General features: G+C 71.6%; 17 protein-coding genes and 2 tRNA genes. 10 read left to right on the top strand and 9 right to left on the bottom strand.

Annotated elements, in window-relative coordinates:
- Window positions 1-21: 21 nt before the first annotated feature.
- On the bottom strand, window positions 22-708 hold the full coding sequence (locus RMN56_RS19030) for a hypothetical protein (RefSeq protein ID WP_313718805.1): 687 nt from the start codon (window positions 706-708) through the stop codon (window positions 22-24).
- 224 nt (window positions 709-932) lie between these two features.
- On the opposite strand from RMN56_RS19030, the gene RMN56_RS19025 reads away from it, so the two are divergent.
- From RMN56_RS19025 to RMN56_RS19010, 4 genes are all read left to right on the top strand, one after another.
- Complete coding sequence (locus tag RMN56_RS19025) at window positions 933-2090, top strand: acyl-CoA dehydrogenase family protein (RefSeq protein WP_313718804.1); 1158 nt, start codon at window positions 933-935, stop codon at window positions 2088-2090.
- 676 nt (window positions 2091-2766) lie between these two features.
- On the top strand, window positions 2767-4011 hold the full coding sequence (locus RMN56_RS19020) for a quaternary amine ABC transporter ATP-binding protein (RefSeq protein WP_376787202.1): 1245 nt from the start codon (window positions 2767-2769) through the stop codon (window positions 4009-4011).
- Window positions 4008-4901 carry an ABC transporter permease gene (locus tag RMN56_RS19015; protein ID WP_313718802.1) on the top strand — a complete coding sequence of 298 codons (894 nt, stop codon included), beginning with the start codon at window positions 4008-4010 and terminating at the stop codon, window positions 4899-4901. Before RMN56_RS19020 ends, RMN56_RS19015 begins: the two co-directional genes overlap by 4 nt.
- Window positions 4902-4992: 91 nt before the next feature.
- Window positions 4993-5874 carry a glycine betaine ABC transporter substrate-binding protein gene (locus RMN56_RS19010; protein ID WP_376787329.1) on the top strand — a complete coding sequence of 294 codons (882 nt, stop codon included), beginning with the start codon at window positions 4993-4995 and terminating at the stop codon, window positions 5872-5874.
- Window positions 5875-5915: 41 nt separating this feature from the next.
- Here RMN56_RS19010 and RMN56_RS19005 read toward each other — a convergent pair whose 3' ends face one another.
- Window positions 5916-6302 carry a hypothetical protein gene (locus RMN56_RS19005; RefSeq protein ID WP_313718800.1) on the bottom strand — a complete coding sequence of 129 codons (387 nt, stop codon included), beginning with the start codon at window positions 6300-6302 and terminating at the stop codon, window positions 5916-5918.
- A gap of 114 nt (window positions 6303-6416) precedes the next feature.
- Complete coding sequence (locus RMN56_RS19000) at window positions 6417-6860, bottom strand: DUF5990 family protein (RefSeq protein ID WP_313718799.1); 444 nt, start codon at window positions 6858-6860, stop codon at window positions 6417-6419.
- Window positions 6861-7108: 248 nt separating this feature from the next.
- Here RMN56_RS19000 and RMN56_RS18995 point away from each other — a divergent pair, with 248 nt between their 5' ends.
- From RMN56_RS18995 to rox, 4 genes are all read left to right on the top strand, one after another.
- Window positions 7109-7768: a YdcF family protein gene (locus tag RMN56_RS18995; RefSeq protein ID WP_376787328.1), complete on the top strand. Its 660-nt coding sequence runs from the start codon at window positions 7109-7111 to the stop codon at window positions 7766-7768.
- Complete coding sequence (locus tag RMN56_RS18990) at window positions 7765-8289, top strand: DinB family protein (RefSeq protein ID WP_313718797.1); 525 nt, start codon at window positions 7765-7767, stop codon at window positions 8287-8289. Before RMN56_RS18995 ends, RMN56_RS18990 begins: the two co-directional genes overlap by 4 nt.
- A 156-nt stretch (window positions 8290-8445) precedes the next feature.
- Window positions 8446-8847: a hypothetical protein gene (locus tag RMN56_RS18985; protein WP_313718795.1), complete on the top strand. Its 402-nt coding sequence runs from the start codon at window positions 8446-8448 to the stop codon at window positions 8845-8847.
- 317 nt (window positions 8848-9164) lie between these two features.
- Window positions 9165-10589, top strand: a complete 1425-nt coding sequence (rox, locus tag RMN56_RS18980; RefSeq protein WP_313724790.1) for a rifampin monooxygenase — start codon at window positions 9165-9167, stop codon at window positions 10587-10589.
- A 189-nt stretch (window positions 10590-10778) separates the two neighbouring features.
- Here the strand turns inward: rox and RMN56_RS18975 are convergent, their stop codons facing one another.
- Window positions 10779-11678, bottom strand: a complete 900-nt coding sequence (locus RMN56_RS18975; protein ID WP_313718793.1) for a phosphotransferase family protein — start codon at window positions 11676-11678, stop codon at window positions 10779-10781.
- Between the two features lie 131 nt (window positions 11679-11809).
- On the opposite strand from RMN56_RS18975, the gene RMN56_RS18970 reads away from it, so the two are divergent.
- Window positions 11810-12448 (top strand): flavin reductase family protein, encoded by a 639-nt coding sequence (locus RMN56_RS18970; RefSeq protein WP_313718792.1) that lies wholly within the window; start codon window positions 11810-11812, stop codon window positions 12446-12448.
- Between the two features lie 117 nt (window positions 12449-12565).
- Window positions 12566-12823, top strand: a complete 258-nt coding sequence (locus tag RMN56_RS18965) for a dihydrofolate reductase family protein (RefSeq protein WP_313718791.1) — start codon at window positions 12566-12568, stop codon at window positions 12821-12823.
- 278 nt (window positions 12824-13101) lie between these two features.
- Here the strand turns inward: RMN56_RS18965 and RMN56_RS18960 are convergent, their stop codons facing one another.
- From RMN56_RS18960 to RMN56_RS18940, 5 genes are all read right to left on the bottom strand, one after another.
- A complete protein-coding gene (locus tag RMN56_RS18960; RefSeq protein ID WP_313718790.1) occupies window positions 13102-13761 on the bottom strand; it encodes a Type 1 glutamine amidotransferase-like domain-containing protein in 660 nt (219 codons plus the stop codon).
- Between the two features lie 187 nt (window positions 13762-13948).
- A tRNA-Ile gene (locus RMN56_RS18955) sits at window positions 13949-14025 on the bottom strand.
- Window positions 14026-14188: 163 nt separating this feature from the next.
- Window positions 14189-15451: an NAD(P)/FAD-dependent oxidoreductase gene (locus RMN56_RS18950; RefSeq protein ID WP_313718789.1), complete on the bottom strand. Its 1263-nt coding sequence runs from the start codon at window positions 15449-15451 to the stop codon at window positions 14189-14191.
- Entirely contained in the window at window positions 15441-17561 is a 2121-nt protein-coding gene (locus tag RMN56_RS18945; RefSeq protein WP_313718788.1) for an MMPL family transporter, read from the bottom strand. Before RMN56_RS18945 ends, RMN56_RS18950 begins: the two co-directional genes overlap by 11 nt.
- Before the next feature lie 172 nt (window positions 17562-17733).
- Window positions 17734-17806: transfer RNA gene (locus tag RMN56_RS18940), tRNA-Asn, on the bottom strand.
- Window positions 17807-17881: the final 75 nt, after the last annotated feature.

Genomic DNA, 17881 nt, shown 5'->3' with positions numbered 1-17881 from the left:
CTGATCCTGGCAGTCGCCGGCTCAGTTGCCGAGGCCCCGCCGTTCCAGCGCGAATGTCAGACCGGCGACAGTGGCCCAGAGCGCCACCGGGGCGAGCGCCAGGTACTGCAGCGGCACCGCCTGGGTGACCAGCACCAGCAGCGTCATGAGCAGGCTGAACACCGCGAGCCAGCGGCTCACCGACCGGCGGCGCAGCCCGGCCACGGCCACCGCACCGGCGCTCAGCCCGGCCCCGGCCCACACCCACGGGAGGGTGCTGTAGGCGGCGGCCAGCGCGGCGACGGTGTCGGGGTCGGTCTCGGACAGGTGTCGCAGGTCCCAGTACAGCTCGGTGGCCACGCCGCCGCCGACGAGCAGCAGCGCGGCGGTGAGCAGCAGACCGGCCGCGGCCACGTCGGGCAGGAGGCCGCCGGCCGGCTCCCGAGCGGCCAGCCGCCGCCGCAGCCCGGCCGCGAAGACCGCCAGGCACCCGGCGGCCAGCACGGCCAGGACCTGGAACACCCAGGCGTACGCCTCGCGGCCCGCCATGGCCGCCACGAAGCGCTCGTTGTCGGCGAAGTGCGACCGGTCCACCTCGGTCAGCGCCGGGCTGACCAGGAACAGGGCTACGCCGGTGAGGCCGCCGACGGCCCCGGCGACCGCCCAGCCCCGGCGGGGGCGGCCGGTGCCGGCCGGCGCGGCGGTGGTGTCGAGCAGGGCGCTGGTCATGGGTTCCTCCTACAGGTCGGGGGCGCGGGTGGAGCGCCGCGAGTCAGAGCGTCGCCGTCCTGGCGTCCCGGGCGCATGGGGCGAGGCGTCCCGACCGTCCGGGCGCTTCCGGCGGCGTACCCGGGCTGCGGCGGTGTCCCGACCGGTCGGTGCCGGTGTCCCTGGTGGTCGGGACGGTGGGCCGCTCACCGTGGAGCCGCACACGATGCCGAGGGAGGCCACCAATGGCGCACGACCTGCTGACCGCCGTACGCGAGCTGACGCCCGAACTGACCGCGCGGGCCGCGGAGATCGAGCGGGAGCGGGAGCTGCCCGCCGACCTGCTCGACCGGCTCCGCGCCGCCGGCTGCTTCCGGATGTTCGTGCCGCGCGGCCACGGCGGGCACGAGGTCGACCTGCGCACCGGCATGGCGGTGCTGGAGGCCCTGGCCCGGGCGGACGGCTCGACCGGCTGGACCGTGATGATCGGCGCGGAGACCCCGCACCTGCTGGCCCTGCTGTCCCGGGACCGGTTCGACAAGATCTACGCCGCCGGTCCGGACGTCGTGGTGGCCGGCGCCTTCGCCCCACAGGGCCGGGCCGAGCTCGCCGACGGCGGCTTCCAGGTCAGCGGGCGCTGGGCGTTCGCCAGCGGCTGCCGGCACGCCGACTGGATCTTCGGCAACTGCCTGGTCACCGCCGACGGCCAGCCGCTGCCGGGCGCGGACGGCGCACCGCCGGAGACCCGCTCGATGCTCTTCCCCGCCGACCGGGTGACCGTGGTGGACACCTGGCACGTGCTGGGCCTGCGCGGCACCGGCAGCCACGACGTGGCGATCGACTCGGCCTTCTGCCCGGCCGAGGCGAGCTTCGACCTGTTCACCGGCACGCCGTGCGTGCCCGGGCCGGGGTTCGTGGCGCCGCTGGCGCAGTTCGTCCTGCACCTGGGCGCCGTGGCGGTCGGCATCGCGCAGGGCGCGTTGGACGACATGACCGCGCTGCTCGGCGGCGACCGGCAGCGGCTCTACGCCGGGCAGCCGCTCGCCGACTCCCCCGCCTTCCGGATCCACCTGGGCCGGGCCGACCTGAACGTACGCGCCGCCCGCACGCTCCTCGCCGATCTTGCCGACGACCTCTGGACGGCCTGCGCCCGGGACCCGGAGCGGATCCCGGCGCTGCAACCGACCATTTCCGCGGCGCTGCCGTGGGTCACCGAGCAGGCGATCGCCGCGGTGGCCACCTGCTACCGGGCGGCCGGCGGCGGCGCGGCCCGGGACTCCTCCCCGCTCCAGCGCCGGTTCCGGGACATCCACACGTTCGCCCAGCACGCGGCGGCCGCGGAGGGCTGGCTGGGCAACAACGGCGCGCGGCTGCTGGGACGGCCAACGGCGCTGGCGTACTGACCCGGTCGTGGGGACCGGTGGGGCCCGGTCTCCGGCCGGCGCGAGGGGCGCCGGCCACGCGCGGGCCGGCCGTCGAGAAGGGATCGGCGGCCGGCCCCGACGCGGGTCAGCCGAGCTTCGCCGGCCATGCCGGAACGTGGCCGGCGGATATGTCGTCAAGGATTTCCGCCCGACGCCATCGAGATCCGGAATCGCAAACGAGAAGCCCGAGCGGTGGATACGGCCGATCCACGCCGGAATATGACGAACGTATGACAGTTCTCTATCACTCCTGACAAATTCCGGGACGAGCCACGACAATCGGCTCGGTCGCCACCGAGGTTGCCCCCGGAGGGGACGAAGGGGGCAGAGAGCGGCAAAACCCCGCGTGCGGCGGCCCGGGCGGCCTGTCCTCGCTGCGTGCGACGACCGAATTCGACATCCGAGGACCGCAATTTTTTGTGGGCAGATCCACATTCCCCGCAGTCCGGGCTGGATCATCCGCGATGCAGTCGGTAGGTTTCCGGGCCGGCCCCCATGGCCGCACCGATGTGACCGATGTTGATATCGACGGACGAGACGCGAAGATGGCCACCGATGGCGCGATCCGCCAGAGGTTTTCATCGGAGAGGGGATCGTGCCTGCACTCGCAGTGAAGTCGCTCTACAAAATATTCGGTAACCGAGCCGACGAGGCGATGAGGCGCCTCGCGGACGGCGCGCCCCGCGCGGAGGCCCTCGCCGGGCTGCCGGCCACGGCCGCCGTGATCGACGCGAACTTCGAGGTACGCCCCGGCGAGATCTTCGTCGTGATGGGCCTGTCCGGCTCCGGCAAGTCCACCCTCATCCGGATGCTCAACGGCCTGCTCCCACCGACGCGAGGGAGCGTGCGGGTCGACGGGGTCGAGGTGACCGCGCTCAGGCCCGCCGCCCTGCGCAAGCTGCGCCGCGAAAAGATCAGCATGGTCTTCCAGCACTTCGCGCTGATGCCGCACCGGACGGTGCTGGAGAACGCCGGGTACGCGCTGGAGGTCGCCGGCCACCGCAAGGCCGAGCGGCGTGTGCGCGCCATGGACGCACTGCGGATGGTGGGCCTGACCGAGTGGGCGGACAAGCTCCCTCACCACCTGTCCGGCGGCATGCGGCAACGGGTCGGGCTGGCCCGCGCGCTCGCGGCCGGCACGGACATCCTGCTCATGGACGAGGCGTTCTCGGCGCTCGACCCGCTCATCCGCCGGGAGATCCAGGACCAGCTCCTGGAACTCCAGGCCGAGCTGGGCAAGACCATCATCTTCATCACCCACGACCTGAACGAGGCGATGCGCCTCGGCGACCGGATCGCGGTGATGCGGGACGGCCGGATCGTGCAGATCGGCACCGCCGAGGAGATCCTCACCGACCCCGCCAACGACTACGTCGCGCAGTTCGTCGCGGACGTCGACCGCACCCGCATCCTCACCGCCTCGTCGGTCATGGAGAAGGCGCAAACCGTGCTCGACGTCAACGTCGGCCCCCGGGTGGCCGCCCGTGCGCTGCGGGAGAACCAGACCTCGGTGGTCTACGTGACCGGTCCGAGGAAGCAGTTCCTCGGCACGGTCACCGAGGACGAGGTCCTGCGGGCGTTCCGCGAGGGCCGGCAGAGCCTGGAGGGGTACGTCTCGACCGAACAGGTTCGGACGGTCACCGCGGACACCTCCGTGGCCGATCTCTTCGCCGAATGCGCGGCGAGCGTCCATCCGGTGGCCGTACTGGACGCGACAGGCCGGCTGTCCGGCGTCATCCCGCGGATCACGCTGCTCGCCGCCCTGGCCAGTACGGCGCCCGACGGCTCCCCGACGGACGACGCCGAGCCCGGGGTGGACGACCCCGTCGACAGCGGGCCGGCCGACGCGGCAGCGCAGGCCGATCTGGACCCGATCAGCAAGAAGGGAGAGCCGGTATGAGCCTGACTCAGTCTCCGCTCGACTCCTGGCTGCCCCGGGTGCCGCTGGGCACGTGGACGGAGTCCGCCGTCGACTGGGCCACCGCCACCCTCGGCCCGGTCTTCGACGCGATCGCCACCGTGGTCGACGCCCTCGTGCGCCCGCTCAGCGACCTGCTCACCGGCGTACCGGCGGTGGCGGTCGTGGCGGTCCTCGCCGCGCTCGGCTGGTGGCTGCGCGGCTGGAAGTTCGGTCTCGGCACCGCCGTGGGCCTCGGACTGGTCGCCGGGATGCCGTACTGGGAGGAGACCATGAGCACCCTCGCGCAGGTGCTCGTGGCGAGTGCGCTCGCCCTGCTGCTGGCGATTCCGCTCGGCATCTTCGTGGCGGAGAACAAGCGCGCCTCCGCGATCGCTCGGCCCGTGCTGGACCTCATGCAGACCATGCCGGCGTTCGTCTACCTCATCCCGGCGATCTTCTTCTTCGGCATCGGCACGGTGCCCGGTGTGCTGGCCACGCTGGTGTTCAGCATGCCGCCCGGCGTACGTCTCACCGAACTGGGCCTGCGCCAGGTGGACAAGGAGATCGTGCAGGCGGCCGAGGCGTTCGGCGCGCCGCCGTGGATGGTGCTGCTGCGCACCAAGCTGCCGCTGGCCCTGCCCACCATCATGACCGGGGTCAACCAGGTGATCATGCTGGCCCTGTCCATGGTGGTGATCGCCGGCATGGTCGGCGCGGGCGGCCTCGGCGACGTGATCATGTTCGCGCTCTCCCAGGTCGAGGTGGGCAGCGGCTTCGAGGGCGGGATCGCCGTCGTGGTCCTCGCCGTGGTGCTCGACCGGCTCACCGATTCCGTAGGCGACCGGTTCCCCTCCGCGCGGGCACAGCGCCTCGCGCGGGAAGCCGCCTGACTGTCGCCCTCCGCGCCGGCACCCCAGTTCCCGCGTAGGCGGGTCCGCCGGCCTGTTCCACAACCGGAAGGACAACCCTGTGTTCACGACCATGAAGCGCGTCCTCGCGCTCGCCGTGACCGCCACCCTGGCGCTGGCCGGTGCGGCCTGCACCGGCGAGTCGGACGGCTCCGGCAACGGCAACGGCAACGGCAAGAAGATCACCATCGGCTACATGGCCTGGGACGAGGCGATCGCCGCGTCCCACCTGTGGCAACACATCCTGGAGGAGAAGGGCTACCAGGTCCAGCTCAAGAACCTGGAGGCCGGTCTCGTCTACGGCGGTCTCGCCAGCGGCGACATCGACCTGTTCCTGGACGGCTGGCTGCCCCAGACCCACGCCTCCTACCTGGAGAAGTACGGTGACAAGCTGGAGAAGCTCGGGGTCTGGCACGACGACGCCAGCCTGAGCATCGCGGTGCCGAAGTACGTCGAGGGCGTCGACTCGCTCGACGACCTCGCCGCGAAGGCCGACACCTTCGGTGGCCAGATGATCGGCATCGAGCCGGGCGCCGGTCTCACCAAGGCCACCCAGGAAAAGGTGCTCCCCAGCTACGGCCTGGACGACGCCATCAAGCTGAAGACCTCGTCCACCCCGGCCATGCTCGCCGCGCTCGACGGCGCGATCGCCGACAAGAAGCCGATCGTCGTCACCCTCTGGCACCCGCACTGGGCCTACGCCAAGTACGAACTGAAGGACCTCGCCGACCCGAAGGGCACCCTCGGCCAGGCCGAGCAGATCAACACCTTCGCCCGCAAGGGCTTCGGCAAGGACTTCCCGGAGGCCACCGAGATGCTGAAGAAGTTCAAGATGGACGGCCAGCAACTCGCGTCCCTGGAGGACCTGATGTTCAACACCCACAAGGGCGACGAGGAGAAGGCCGTCGAGGAGTGGCTCAAGGCCAACCCCGACTACGTGAAGGCGCTCGCCTGACCTGACCGAGGGCCCGCCGGGATGCCCGGCGGGCCCCGCTGTCATCTCACCTGCCGCCGCAGCCACCCCGCGCCGCCACTGACCACCGTCGCGCCGGCGGCGGTGCCGATGGCGACCAGCGCCGCCCCCACGGCCCAGAGCCCGGTGTCGTCCGTTGACGCGGCCCGCGCCGCCCAGGCCGCGGTGAAGGCCACCGTCATCACCGGCGCCACCAGCCACGGGCTCCAGAACCAGCCGCCCACGGCGGCGATCACGAGCAGGGTGAGCACGGCGGCGGCCACCTGCCAGACGGCGTACGGGCCGCTGGTCGCGCCGGTCTCCGGGTCGACCGTGTAGCCCGACTCCCAGCCCAGCCAGGCCCACCAGGCGCCGACGGTCGCGGCCGCCAGGAGCAGGCCGCCGAGCAGGGTACGCGTCGTCTTCGTCACGGCCCGATCCTGCCGGGTCGCCACGGTCGCGCGGATGAGCATGCGTACTCGGTCGGGGGGCGCGGGCACCTCAGCCGTGCCGCGCCCTGTCGGAGAGGCCCCTTTCGCAACCGGTCATTCGAGGGCCCAGCGCACGTGGGGCGGCCGGACCCGGGCGCAGATCGGCCCGCCCTGGGCGTCCGTCAGCCCGAGCCGGCCCACCAGCACACCGGCACCGTCGTGGCCGGCCCGGAGCAGCTCGGGCGGGATGTCACCGAACAGGATCTTCGCCCGGCGGAACATCTCGAAGCGGTCGTCCGTCACCGCACCCCAGCTCAGGTAGAGGAAGCGCGCCCCCGGCCGGCAGTGCACCCACGGCCCGCCCACGTCGAGCAGGTCGTCCACCTCACGGCTGGTGACCTCGCACCGCCAGGCCGCCTCCTGCGCGTCGACCCGGATTCGGTCGACCACCGCGGCCCCGCGCTGCATCCCCACGTGCACGTTCCGGAGCCGGAGCAGGTCCGCCTCGGCCCCGACGCGCCGCCCCGGCAGGTCGCTGCCCTCGATCCGGATCAGCATCCTCCGACTCTAGGCGGGACACCGACGAGTTCGATGACGGTGTCGGGCTCCCCCGCGGCCGCGAGGGCTGGAACGATCGCGAGATGGTCTCCCTACCTCGATCCGACGACCTGGCGCCCTGGTCCTGCGCAACGGCCCGCACGGGCGACGCGGCCGGGGGCGGTCCGGTGAGCCCCGGCACGGCTGTTCCCCGGGTTGTCGCGGACGAGGACCTGGCCGGCTTCACCGCCGGCCAACTCCTGGCGGTCATGAAAGTCCTGACGATGATCCTGACCCTGCCCCAGTCGGCCGCCCGCCAGGTCGACGCGCTCGTGGTAGCCGTCGGTCAGGGCGAGGAGTGGCGCCTCACGCACGCGATCCGCAGCTGGGAGGCCAACCCGGCGCTGTCCCATCTTCTGGTGGCGAACGGCAACCCGGACGAACGGACCCACGTCGACATCACGCTCGACCACCTGCGGAGCCTCGGCCTTCGTCGTACCGACGGGGTCCACCTCCAGGCCGAGCCGGCCGCCAACACCGCCGTGCAGGCCGCGTGGATCGTCAGTCAGGTCCGGGCCCGGGGCATCACCAGCCTCGCCCTCGTCGTCTCCCCCTACCACCTGGCCCGCGTCTACCTGACGGTCCTCAAGGCCCTCACGAAGGCGGGAGTCCGAGTCCCCATGATCCCGATGCCCGTGGCCGTCTCGCCCGACACACCCGTCCCGGAGACCGGAGCGACCGCCTACGACCTCGTACCCGGCGAGATCAAACGCATCCTCACCTACATGGAGGAAGGGTGGGTCGCCACGCCCGAGGAGGTGCAGCAGTATCTCCGGTGGCTCTGGAGCCACCGGGCTCCCATGCTGGTCGGTACCTGCGAGACCGACACGTCAGCCGACCGCTCGTGCCCACGAGTTGCCCCTGGATGACGACGGTCTGGAATGCTGCGCCCATGCCGTCCTTCCCGCCCACCTTCGCCGACCAGGTCATCGCACAGCCCGCACCTGCCCAGTTCGAGGCGTTCCTCGACGAGCACCGCGGCGCCCTCAACGGTTGCCTGGACGGGCTGACCGAGGAACAGGCGCGCCGGTCGTTGGTGGCCTCCCGGACCACGCTGCTGGGTCTGGTGAAGCACGCGACCTTCGTGGAGAAGGTCTGGTTCGACCAGGCCGTGACGGGCCGGTCGCGCGCGGAGATCGGCATCCCGGCGAGGTCGGAAGAGTCGTTCATCCTCGATGACGGCGACACGATCGCCACCGTCCAGCACGCGCACCGCGAGGCCTGCGAAGCGTCACGGCGTGCGATCCGATCCCTGGGTCTGGACGACATCCTTCACGGGCATCCGCGGGGCCCGCTGCCGCTGCGGTGGGTCTATCTCCACGTGCTGCGCGAGCTGGCCCAGCACTGCGGGCACGCGGACATTCTCCGAGAGCAGATCGTCAACGCGTAGTTCGCGGCCGTCCGCCGATCCGCTGGTCCCTGCCGACCGGTCGCGCCGGGTCGGGTGAGGAAGGCCGGGTCACGAATGCGGCGATGACCGTCGGCCCGTCGAGGTTCGGCGGTTCGGCTCCTGCCGGGAAGCCGCCTGATCACCAAGACTGAAGCGATGTCTCACGATATCCGGGCCGCGCCGCGTACCCAGGTGACCGTCACCGCACTGCTCATCGTCGCCGGCGTGCTCATCCTGCTCATCCCCGCCGGTGACGAGGGTCCGGTCCTCGTACCCGTCAGCGAAGGTCACGGGCTGTCCGCCGTGGACGCGGCCGGCGCGGCACTGCTCGCGGTGGGCGGCACCTGGCTGGAAGTGCTCGTGGTGCGGCGCCTGCCACACCTCGCCCTGCCCCCACGGGCCTTGTTCGGACTCGGCCTGCTCGCCGGCCTCGGCGTGGGGCTCCTGGTCGCCTCGGTCTTCTCCGGATTCTTCTGGTGGTGGGCGATCGGCGCCGCCGCACTGGGCGTTGCCGTCCTCGTCCTCGCGCCCCTCACGGCACGCCGCTCGGAGTCGTGAGCGCCTGGCCGGTAAATGACTGGACGGGACGATGCCCGGGCTTGTAGCTTGCAGCTGCCCGTGACACCGCCCGAGGAGGTGAGACCCATGACCGCTGTATCGATGTGGGTGCTCCCCCTTCCCGTCGCGGCAGGGCGATTGACGTAGGTGTCGCCGGGAGCGCCCCGCCATGAAGGCACTCCCGAAAGGCATCACCTATGCGCACTCCGCACGTCACCGCCGCGCCGTCGTCGACCGACACGGTCCAGCACGATTCCGTCGTGGGCGACGCCCCCGGACTCCCCGCGCCAGCCTCCGGCACCGACGGCGCGTCCCCCATGTTCGACGTGATCATTGCCGGGTGCGGGCCGACCGGTGCGATGCTGGCCGCCGAACTGCGGCTGCACGATGTGCGGGTTCTCGTCCTCGAGAAGGAAACCGAGCCCGCGTCGTACGTCCGCATCGTCGGTCTGCACATTCGCAGTATCGAGCTGATGGCGATGCGCGGGCTGCTGGAGCGCATTCTCCAACGCGGACGGCGGCGTCCGGCCGCCGGCTTCTTCGCCGCCATCGACAAGCCCGCGCCCGCGGGCCTGGATTCCGCGTACGCCTATCTGCTGGGCATCCCGCAGCCGGTCATCGTCCAGCTGCTCGAAGACCATGCGATCGAACTGGGTGCGCAGGTCCGGCACGGTGGTGCGGTGGCCGGTTTCGCGCAGGACGACGACGGTGTGACCGTCGAGTTGGCCGGCGGGGAACAACTGCGTACGCGCTATCTCGTCGGTTGTGACGGCGCGCGCAGTACGGTGCGCAAGCTGCTCGGCGTCGGCTTCCCCGGCGAGCCCTCGCGGACCGAGACGCTGATGGGCGAGATGGAAGTGGGTGTGCCGCCGGAGGAGGTCGCCGCCAGGGTGACCGAGATCCGTGCGACCGACAAGCGATTCAGCTTCGGGCCCGCCGGCGTCGGGGTCTACCGCGTCGTGGTCCCCACCGCGGGAGTCAGCGGTCGCGCGGAACCGCCCACGCTCCAGGATTTCCAACAACAGTTGCGCGCCATCGCCGGAACCGACTTCGGCGTGCACTCCCCGCGCTGGCTGTCCCGCTTCGGGGATGCCACCCGGCTGGCCGAACGGTACCGGGTGGGGCGGGTGCTGCTGGCCGGCGACGCGGCGCACATCCATCCGCCCATCGGCGGGCAGGGCCTCAACCTGGGCGTTCAGGACGCGTTCAACCTCGGCTGGAAGCTGGCCGCGCAGATCCGGGGTTGGGCGCCGGACACGCTGCTGGACACCTACCAGGCCGAACGCCATCCGGTCGCCGCGGACGTGCTGGACAACACCCGCGCCCAGATGGAACTGCTGTCCGCCGGACCGGGGCCGCAGGCCGTGCGCAGGCTGCTCACCGAGCTGATGGACTTCGACGAGGTGAACCGCTATCTGCTGGAGAAGATCACCGCGACCGGCATCCGCTACGACTTCGGCGAGGGCCACGACCTGGTCGGCCGCCGCGTGCCCGACGTCGACGTGAAACAGGGCCACCTCTACGGTCTGCTGCATCGCGGCCGCGGCCTGCTGCTGGACCGCACCGAACGCCTGACCGTCGGCGGCTGGGCGGACCGGGTCGACCACCTCGCGGATCCCACCGCGGCCCTGGACGTTCCGTGCGTCCTGCTACGCCCCGACGGCCACGTCGCCTGGATCGGCGACGACCAGCAGGACCTGGACGACCACCTCACCCGCTGGTTCGGCAAACCCGCCAACTGATTCCGCGGAGCAGGACTGGACCCGACCAAGGCATACCTGGAGGCCGACGGCTCCGTGGAGGCGGCAGAAGCGCTCCGCTACCTGCTGGAGTGCGAGGCCGCCGGCGACTTCGACACCTTCTCCGTAGCCGAGGAGGCCCGCTGGAATGCCGGCTACTACCTGGACTGACCAAGCGACCCAGACCGAACGTCACGCATGGGGTGGGACCAGACACGCCTCGAGTTCGGGAAGTCGGCCGAACAGTTCGGGGAGGCCGCGCACTCCGTTGCGCACGGACACGTGCGACAGCGCGAGGTCAGGGCCCGTGCTCGCCTCGATACCGGCGAGGCAGCGGAGGATGTTCCACCTCGTGAACCCCAACCAGCCGCCGATCATGAACACGAACCAGCTCGGACCCGGCGGCGGCAGCGCTCCGCCTCCTGCGACGTAGCCGTCGAGGACCGAGCGGAAGATGGCGGGCTTGATGTCGTCGAAGCCGGGTCCCTTCGCGAGGCTCAGCGCCGTCGAGCCGAGCTCACCGGACAGGTCGAGCACCCCCGAGAGCTCCCAGTCGAGCACCACCGGCCGCCCCTCGCGAGCGAGCAGGTTCCACGGATGGATGTCCCTGTGGGTCAGCACGACGGGGCCCGGTCGCTCGCAGGTGTCGACGAAGTGGGCGATCGCGAGGAACGTCCCGACCTGGGAGGCGAGTTCGCCGGCCCACGGCTGCCCGGTCGCCGCCGCCCGCTCGGCGAGCTCGGGCCAGTCCCGTGGCGTCTGGTCCTCGATCGAGACGTGGGTCCACGCGACGTCGAGCGCGTGGACGCGCGCGAGAATCTCACCGATCTCGAACGCGTACGCCGCCGACACCGGCGCCTCGGGCACCTTCTCGCCCTCGACCCACCGGTGGACGAGGGTGTGGTGGCTGGCCGAGATCGGCTCTGGCATCGGGATGCCGGCGGCGAAGGCCGCCCGCTCGAACCTGAACACATCCTCGGCCCGGTAGGTCCAGCGGCGATCGAGGAGGTTCAACTCCTTCACCGCGAATGACCCCTGGTCGGTGTCGAGTCGGTACAGCCGGTTGGCGAACCCGCCGTGGACGCGGAGCATCGGACCGATCGGCGCGCCGAGATGTGAAAGGTCCACCCACGCAACCTAGGGCTGGCAGTTCGTCGACGCATGCGGGCCGCCTCGGGAACCGTTCGCCGCGCACCGAATCGTCTCGCCCATACCCTCCCGAAATGATCCAGACGAACGATCACCTGACCATCCATCCCAAGATCCTCTACTTCGGGACGCCTGTGGTGCTGTTGAGCACCGAGAACGAGGATGGGACGAGCAACCTCGCGCCCATGTCGTCGGCCTGGGCGCTCGGCCAGGTCGTGGTGCTTGGCCTCGGGGCGGAAGGACAGACCGCCCGCAACCTGCGCGAGCGGCCAGACCTCGTGATCAACCTACCTGGCGCAGAGCAGTGGGAAGCGGTGGAGCGGCTTGCCCCGCTCACCGGCCGCGACCCGGTTCCAGACCACAAGCGGGGTGCCTTCCGGTATGAGCCGGCGAAGTTCGCCGCCGCTGGTTTGCGTCCCGAGCCCGCAGCGCTGGTGCGACCGCAGCGGGTCGCGGAGTGCCCGCTCCAACTGGAGGCGCGGGCCGCACGGATCAACCCCGACCTGCACGGCGACTTCCTGATCGTCGAAGCGCACGTGCTCCGCGTGCACGCAGATCCCGCCATCGTCGTGCCCGGTACGGACCACGTCGCCCCCACCGCTTGGCGCCCACTGATCTACAACTTCCGGCACTACTTCGGCCTCGGCCCTGAACTCGGGCACACCTTCCGATCGGAGACGCCGGTGGCCGGGATGGCAGGTGCCGGGCGGTAGGACACCGGACCCGACCAAGGTCGGGCTCATGCGCGGGGACTTGAGGGGTCAATTCGGCAACTGCGGCTTGACGATGGTGCAGCGGACGGCGCTGACCTACGCTTCACCGACAGTGAGGTGACCGAGGTACACCAGCAGCTGGTCGAGGCGGCCAGGGGAAAGAACGTCTGGATCCTCGGCGGTGCGGAGCTTGCGACCCAGTTCGTGCAGGCCGACCTCGTCGACGAGCTGCACATCGGCGTCGCACCGGTCCTGGTCGGCTCCGGCACCCGACTGCTGCACGCAGCGGCATACACGCCGTGGACCTTGGCAGAGACCAACCAGTACGGATCATTCCTTGCGTTGCGCTACGTCGCGCCCGGCCGCGAGTCCTGACCGCCCGGGTTTCAGCCGACATCTCTCACCATTCCCCGCCGTCCGTGAACCCCCGCCCCGAGTGGAGCCAGGCGTCTCTGGCCCAGCCTTGTGGGTACGTCTAGCGTTCGCTCAGCGGTTGTCCGTCCGCTGATGCTGCGACCGTCTGCCAACTGCGACAGGCGCGGATCGCGGCAGGTCCGAGAGCGCACGCGACCTGCGACATGGGCGGGCGCTCTCGGAAATGCTGCGAGTCGATGGGGCACGTCCAGCGACGCGACGTCACGGATGCCGGGCGGCTATGACCCGAACTTCTTCCATTGCCCTTCGGAGACCACCTCGACCGAGCCGTCGACGACCTTGATGGCCGTCTGTTCGTCGATGGCGTAGGCCGGGACGCCGATCTCCGCGGCCCACCGCTCTGCGTCGGCCAGGGTGTTCGTTGGGAAAGCGTCCAGGTGCGGGAAGATCGAGAAGTCGACGACTCCCAGGGTGCGGTCGTCCGGCGCGGACGGCCACTCGACGAAGTACGTTCCGATCCGGGGCGTCATCACCATGCTTCCGGCACTCACTCCCACCCAGACCATGTCGGGCAGCGATGGCAGCAGATCGGCCAACCCTGACTCCCGCATCCAGTGGCACAGATACGTCGCGTCGCCGCCGTCGACCAGGAGAACGTCGGCCTCCCTGACCCAGGGGATCCATCGCTCCGCGCCGATGGTGGGCAGTGCGGTGAGCTCGAGGACACCGAGCGACGCCCAACCCAGGCCGGACAGGTGCCACTCGGGTTCGGCGGCTACGAAGCCCCGCACCGATTTCGGACCGCACATCGGGTGACCCCACTGTGCTGTCGGGATGCAGAGGGCGTGGCACTCGGCGACCGGCTTGCCGAGGAGCTGCACGAGCGCCGCGTGGATGCTCGGGTTCGTGACGCCGCCTGACGTCAGCCGGAGCTTCAAGGTGCCTCCAGGTTCGCGCGCGGAGTGGATGTACCTGAAGACCCGGGACCGTGCGGAAACTCATCGGAGGTCGAGCAACCTCTTCGAGAGGTTCCTCCGGGACTCAGTGCGGACCGAGGGCTTCGGTCCGGACCTGGACGCGGTTCGCCCCGGGTCGTCGGCAGCATCGTTGACCAGGGAAAACGGATGGTGGGGCGGGCGGGACTCGAACCCGCGACCGAGGGATTATGAGTCCCCTGCTCTAACCCGCTGAGCTACCGCCCCGCTACCGCGCCGGATCGTAACCCGCTCAACGGATCACCGGCCATCACCCGTCGGGCCGGTTGATGATCTGGCCGGCACGATGGGCAACGCGAGGATAACAGCGCGCAGCGTCCCTTTCGGTGGCACCGGCGGAGGCCGGAGCGCCCGCACCGCCGGAGAGCCGTCAGGGTGCGGGTGGTCCTGCTCCGTGCGTGCCGCGCAGCTCGGCGAGCACCGCCCCGGCGGCCCGCCAGCCGCTCGCCAGGGCCCCCTGGATGGACGGGGTGTCCCGGTGGTCGCCGGCGACGAAGAGCCCGTCGCCGAGCGCGACCGGCTTGCGCAGCCGGCCCTGCGGTGGCGGCGCGGCGGGCAGGGCGTGCGGCACCGACACGGTCGCCAGGTGGGTCCAGTCGGCGGTGGAGCGACCGTAGAGCCGGTCCAGCTCGCCGCGGATCAGCGGCTCGGGCGGGGCCTGCGGGCCGACCACCGAGGTGGCCACCAGGTGCTTCCCGGCCGGCGCGTAGGTGGGTGCCGCGTTGCTGACCACCACCGTGTTGGCGACCAGTTCGCGCCGCTCCCCGTCGAGCAGCAGGATCGGCTCGGCCAGCGGTGGGGTGTCGGTGCTGTGGTAGTAGGTCGTGTAGCTGTGCATGCGTACCCGTTGGAGCCGGGGCAGCAGGGTGGCCGCCGCCGGTGGGTCCGCGGCGATCAGGACGGCGCGGCAGGCGATGTCGCCGGCGGGGGTGCGGACCCGGCCGGGTGCGACCTCGGCGACCGGGGTGTGCAGGTCGATCAGCTCGGCGGGCAGCGGGCCGGCGACAGCCCGGGGCAGCGCGGCCATGCCGCGGGCGGGCAGCCCGATCCGGCCCCGGGCGAACGCGCGCAGGAGGACGGCCAGCACGTGGCTGGAGGTGGCGAGCTCGCGGTCGAGCAGCACGCCGGAGAGGAAGGGCCGGAGCAGTTCCTCGATGAACGCGGCGGAGAGCCCGGCCCGGCGCAGCGCGGCCTCGCTGGTGGTCTCGGGCGCGTTGAGCAGCCGGCCCATCGGCAGGGTGGCGCAGCCGGTGGCGAGCGCGGCGAAGCGCAGCCGGTCGACCAGCGACCCGACGCCCGCGGCCACGGTGCCGGGTGCGCCAGCGGGGTCGCGCAGCGGGTTGACCAGGCGTTCCAGCCGGTCGCCGCGGCGCACCAGCACGCCGGAGGTGAACCAGCCCAGGTCGAGGGCGCCGAGGTCGACCAGGCCGCCGAGGCGCGGGTACGCCGTGTTGAGCACCTGGAAGCCCCGGTCCAGCAGGTAGCCGTCGACCTCGTCGGTGGCGACGCGGCCGCCGAGCCGGTCAGCGGCCTCCAGCAGCCGCCAGGGCACGCCGGCGCGGTGCAGCCGGCGGGCGGCGGCGAGGCCGGCCAGGCCACCGCCGACGATGACGACGTCCGTCTCAGCGGGCACGGTCCGCCTCCGTCCCGGCCCGGTCGCCGTTGCGGTTCGTCCGGGACAGCCGGCCCGGCCACCAGACCTTCGGCCCGATGTCGTACGCGAGCGCGGGCACCAGCAGCGAGCGGACCACGATGGTGTCGAGCAGCACCCCCGCGGCGACCGCCACGCCCAGCTCGACGAGCACCACGAGCGGCAGCACGGCGAGCGCGGAGAAGGTGGCGGCGAGCACGATGCCGGCGGAGGTGATCACGCCGCCGGTGACGGCCAGGCCGGTGAGCACGCCGGCCCGGGTGCCGCGCCGGACCGATTCCTCGCGGACCCGGCTCATCAGGAAGATGTTGTAGTCGATGCCGAGCGCGACCAGGAAGACGAACGCGAACAGCGGGAACGACTGGTCCACGCCGGGGAAGTCGAGGACGTACCGGAAGATCAGCGCGCAGAGGCCGAGCGTCGCGAGGAACGACAGCACGACCGTGGCGATCAGCAGCACCGGGGCGAGCAGGGCCCGCAGCAGCAGCGCCAGGATGACCGCGATGACCAGCAGCACCACCGGGATGATGACGTTGCGGTCCCGGGTGGACGCGTCGGCGGTGTCCACGTTGATGGCCGTGAAGCCGCCGATCACGGCGTCCGCACCGGGCACCCGGTGCACCGCCACGCGCAGCTCGCGGAGGGCGTGTTCGGCGCCGTTGCTGTCCGGCGGGTCGGCGAGGGTGGCCTGCAACTGCACCCGCCCGTCGACCACCTCGGGCGACCCGGTGGGTCCCTGCCGGCTGAAGGGCTGGACCGAGGACACCCCCGGTACGCCCTGCGCCACCCGGGCGACCTGCTCGGCTGCGGCCTGGTTGGTGAAGATGGTGGCCGGGCTGCCGGTGCCGGCCGGGTAGTGGCGGGCGATCACCTCCTGACCGGCCACCGAGTCGGTGCGCTGGGTGAACAGGTCGGACTGGCCGAGGGTGGTGGCGCCGAGCTGGGTCACCCCGAGGGCGAGCGCGGCGAGGACCACCGCGGTGACGATCCAGACGGTACGGGCGCGGCGCGCCACGAAGCCCGCGATCCGCCCCCAGATGCCGTGTTCGGTTCGCGGGTCGGCGTGGTCGAGGCGGGGTCGCCGGGGCCAGAACGCCCACCGCCCGCCGAGCATCAGCAGGGCGGGGAGGAAGGTCAGCATCACCAGCAGGGTGGCGGCGATGCCGACGGCGCTCACCGGGCCGAGCGCCCGGTTGGAGTTGAGGCTGGACAGGAGGAGGCAGAGGAGGCTGACGATGACCGTGGCGCCGGAGGCGATGATGGCCGGGGCGGCGCCCTTCCAGGCGGCCCTCATGGCGTCCCACGGCCGCTCGTGCCGGTGCAGTTCCTCCCGGTAGCGGGCGATGAGCAGCAGCGCGTAGTCGGTGCCGGCGCCGAAGACGAGGACCGTGAGGATGCCCTGGGCCTGCCCGTTGAGCTTCACGACGTCGTTCTTCGCCAGGAGGTAGACGACGAGCGAGGCCAGCGAGTACGACATCCCGGCGGCGAGCAGCGGGAAGACCCAGAGCACCGGGCTGCGGTAGACGATGAGCAGGATGACCAGCACCACGACCAGGGTGACCAGCAGCAGCGGCCCGTCGATGGCGGTGAACACCTCGATCAGGTCGGCGAGCAGTCCGGCCGGGCCGGCCACGTCGACGGTGAGTCCGTCCCGGTCGGCGCCGGCGATGTCCCGCAGCTGGTCGACCACCGCGCCGATCTGTTCGCCCTCGGCCGCGTCGATCGGGACGATCACCTGCACGGCCTGCCGGTCCTGGCTGACGATCGGCGGCGGCAGCGGGCCGACGACGCCGGGCAGGTGGGCGAAGCGGGCCGCCTCGGCCCGGATCCGCTCCTGGTCGGCGGGGGTGATGCCGGAGGCGCGCTCGTAGACGACGAGCGCCGGGGTCGTCTCCCGTTCCACGAAGCCGGCGGCGAGGTCCTGCGCCCGGGTGGCCTCGGCGTCGGCGGGCAGGAAGGCGGCGTTGTCGTTGGTGGCGACGTCGCCGAGCTTCCCCGAGTAGGGGCCGGCGAGGCCGCCGACGACCAGCCAGCCCAGCACCACGACGACCGCGACCAGCGTCGCGGTCCAGCGGCTCCGCCCTCCGGCCATCCCATCCACCCTCGAATCGACGCAGCAATCGACGCAGCGCGAGTCTAAGTCGACATCGACCATCCTGCCGGGCGAAGCAGCACCGGCGGGCGGAAACCACCCGACCCGGCGCGCGGGGCGGCACAACGGGAAACGCCCGCCGGCTGGGCCGACGGGCGTTGCGTGAGTGGAGCTCCCCCGTTTGGACTCGAACCAAAAACCTGCCGGTTAACAGCCGGCTGCTCTGCCAATTGAGCTACGGGGGACCGTAGATCGCCCGGCTGCGGATCTCTCCGTGCCGTGCGACGGGGACAAGAGTACAGGACATCGGGGGGTGGTGC

The organism is Micromonospora halotolerans, assembly GCF_032108445.1.
Taxonomy (GTDB): Bacteria; Actinomycetota; Actinomycetes; order Mycobacteriales; family Micromonosporaceae; genus Micromonospora; species Micromonospora halotolerans.
This window is presented reverse-complemented; position numbering and strand designations above follow the sequence as displayed.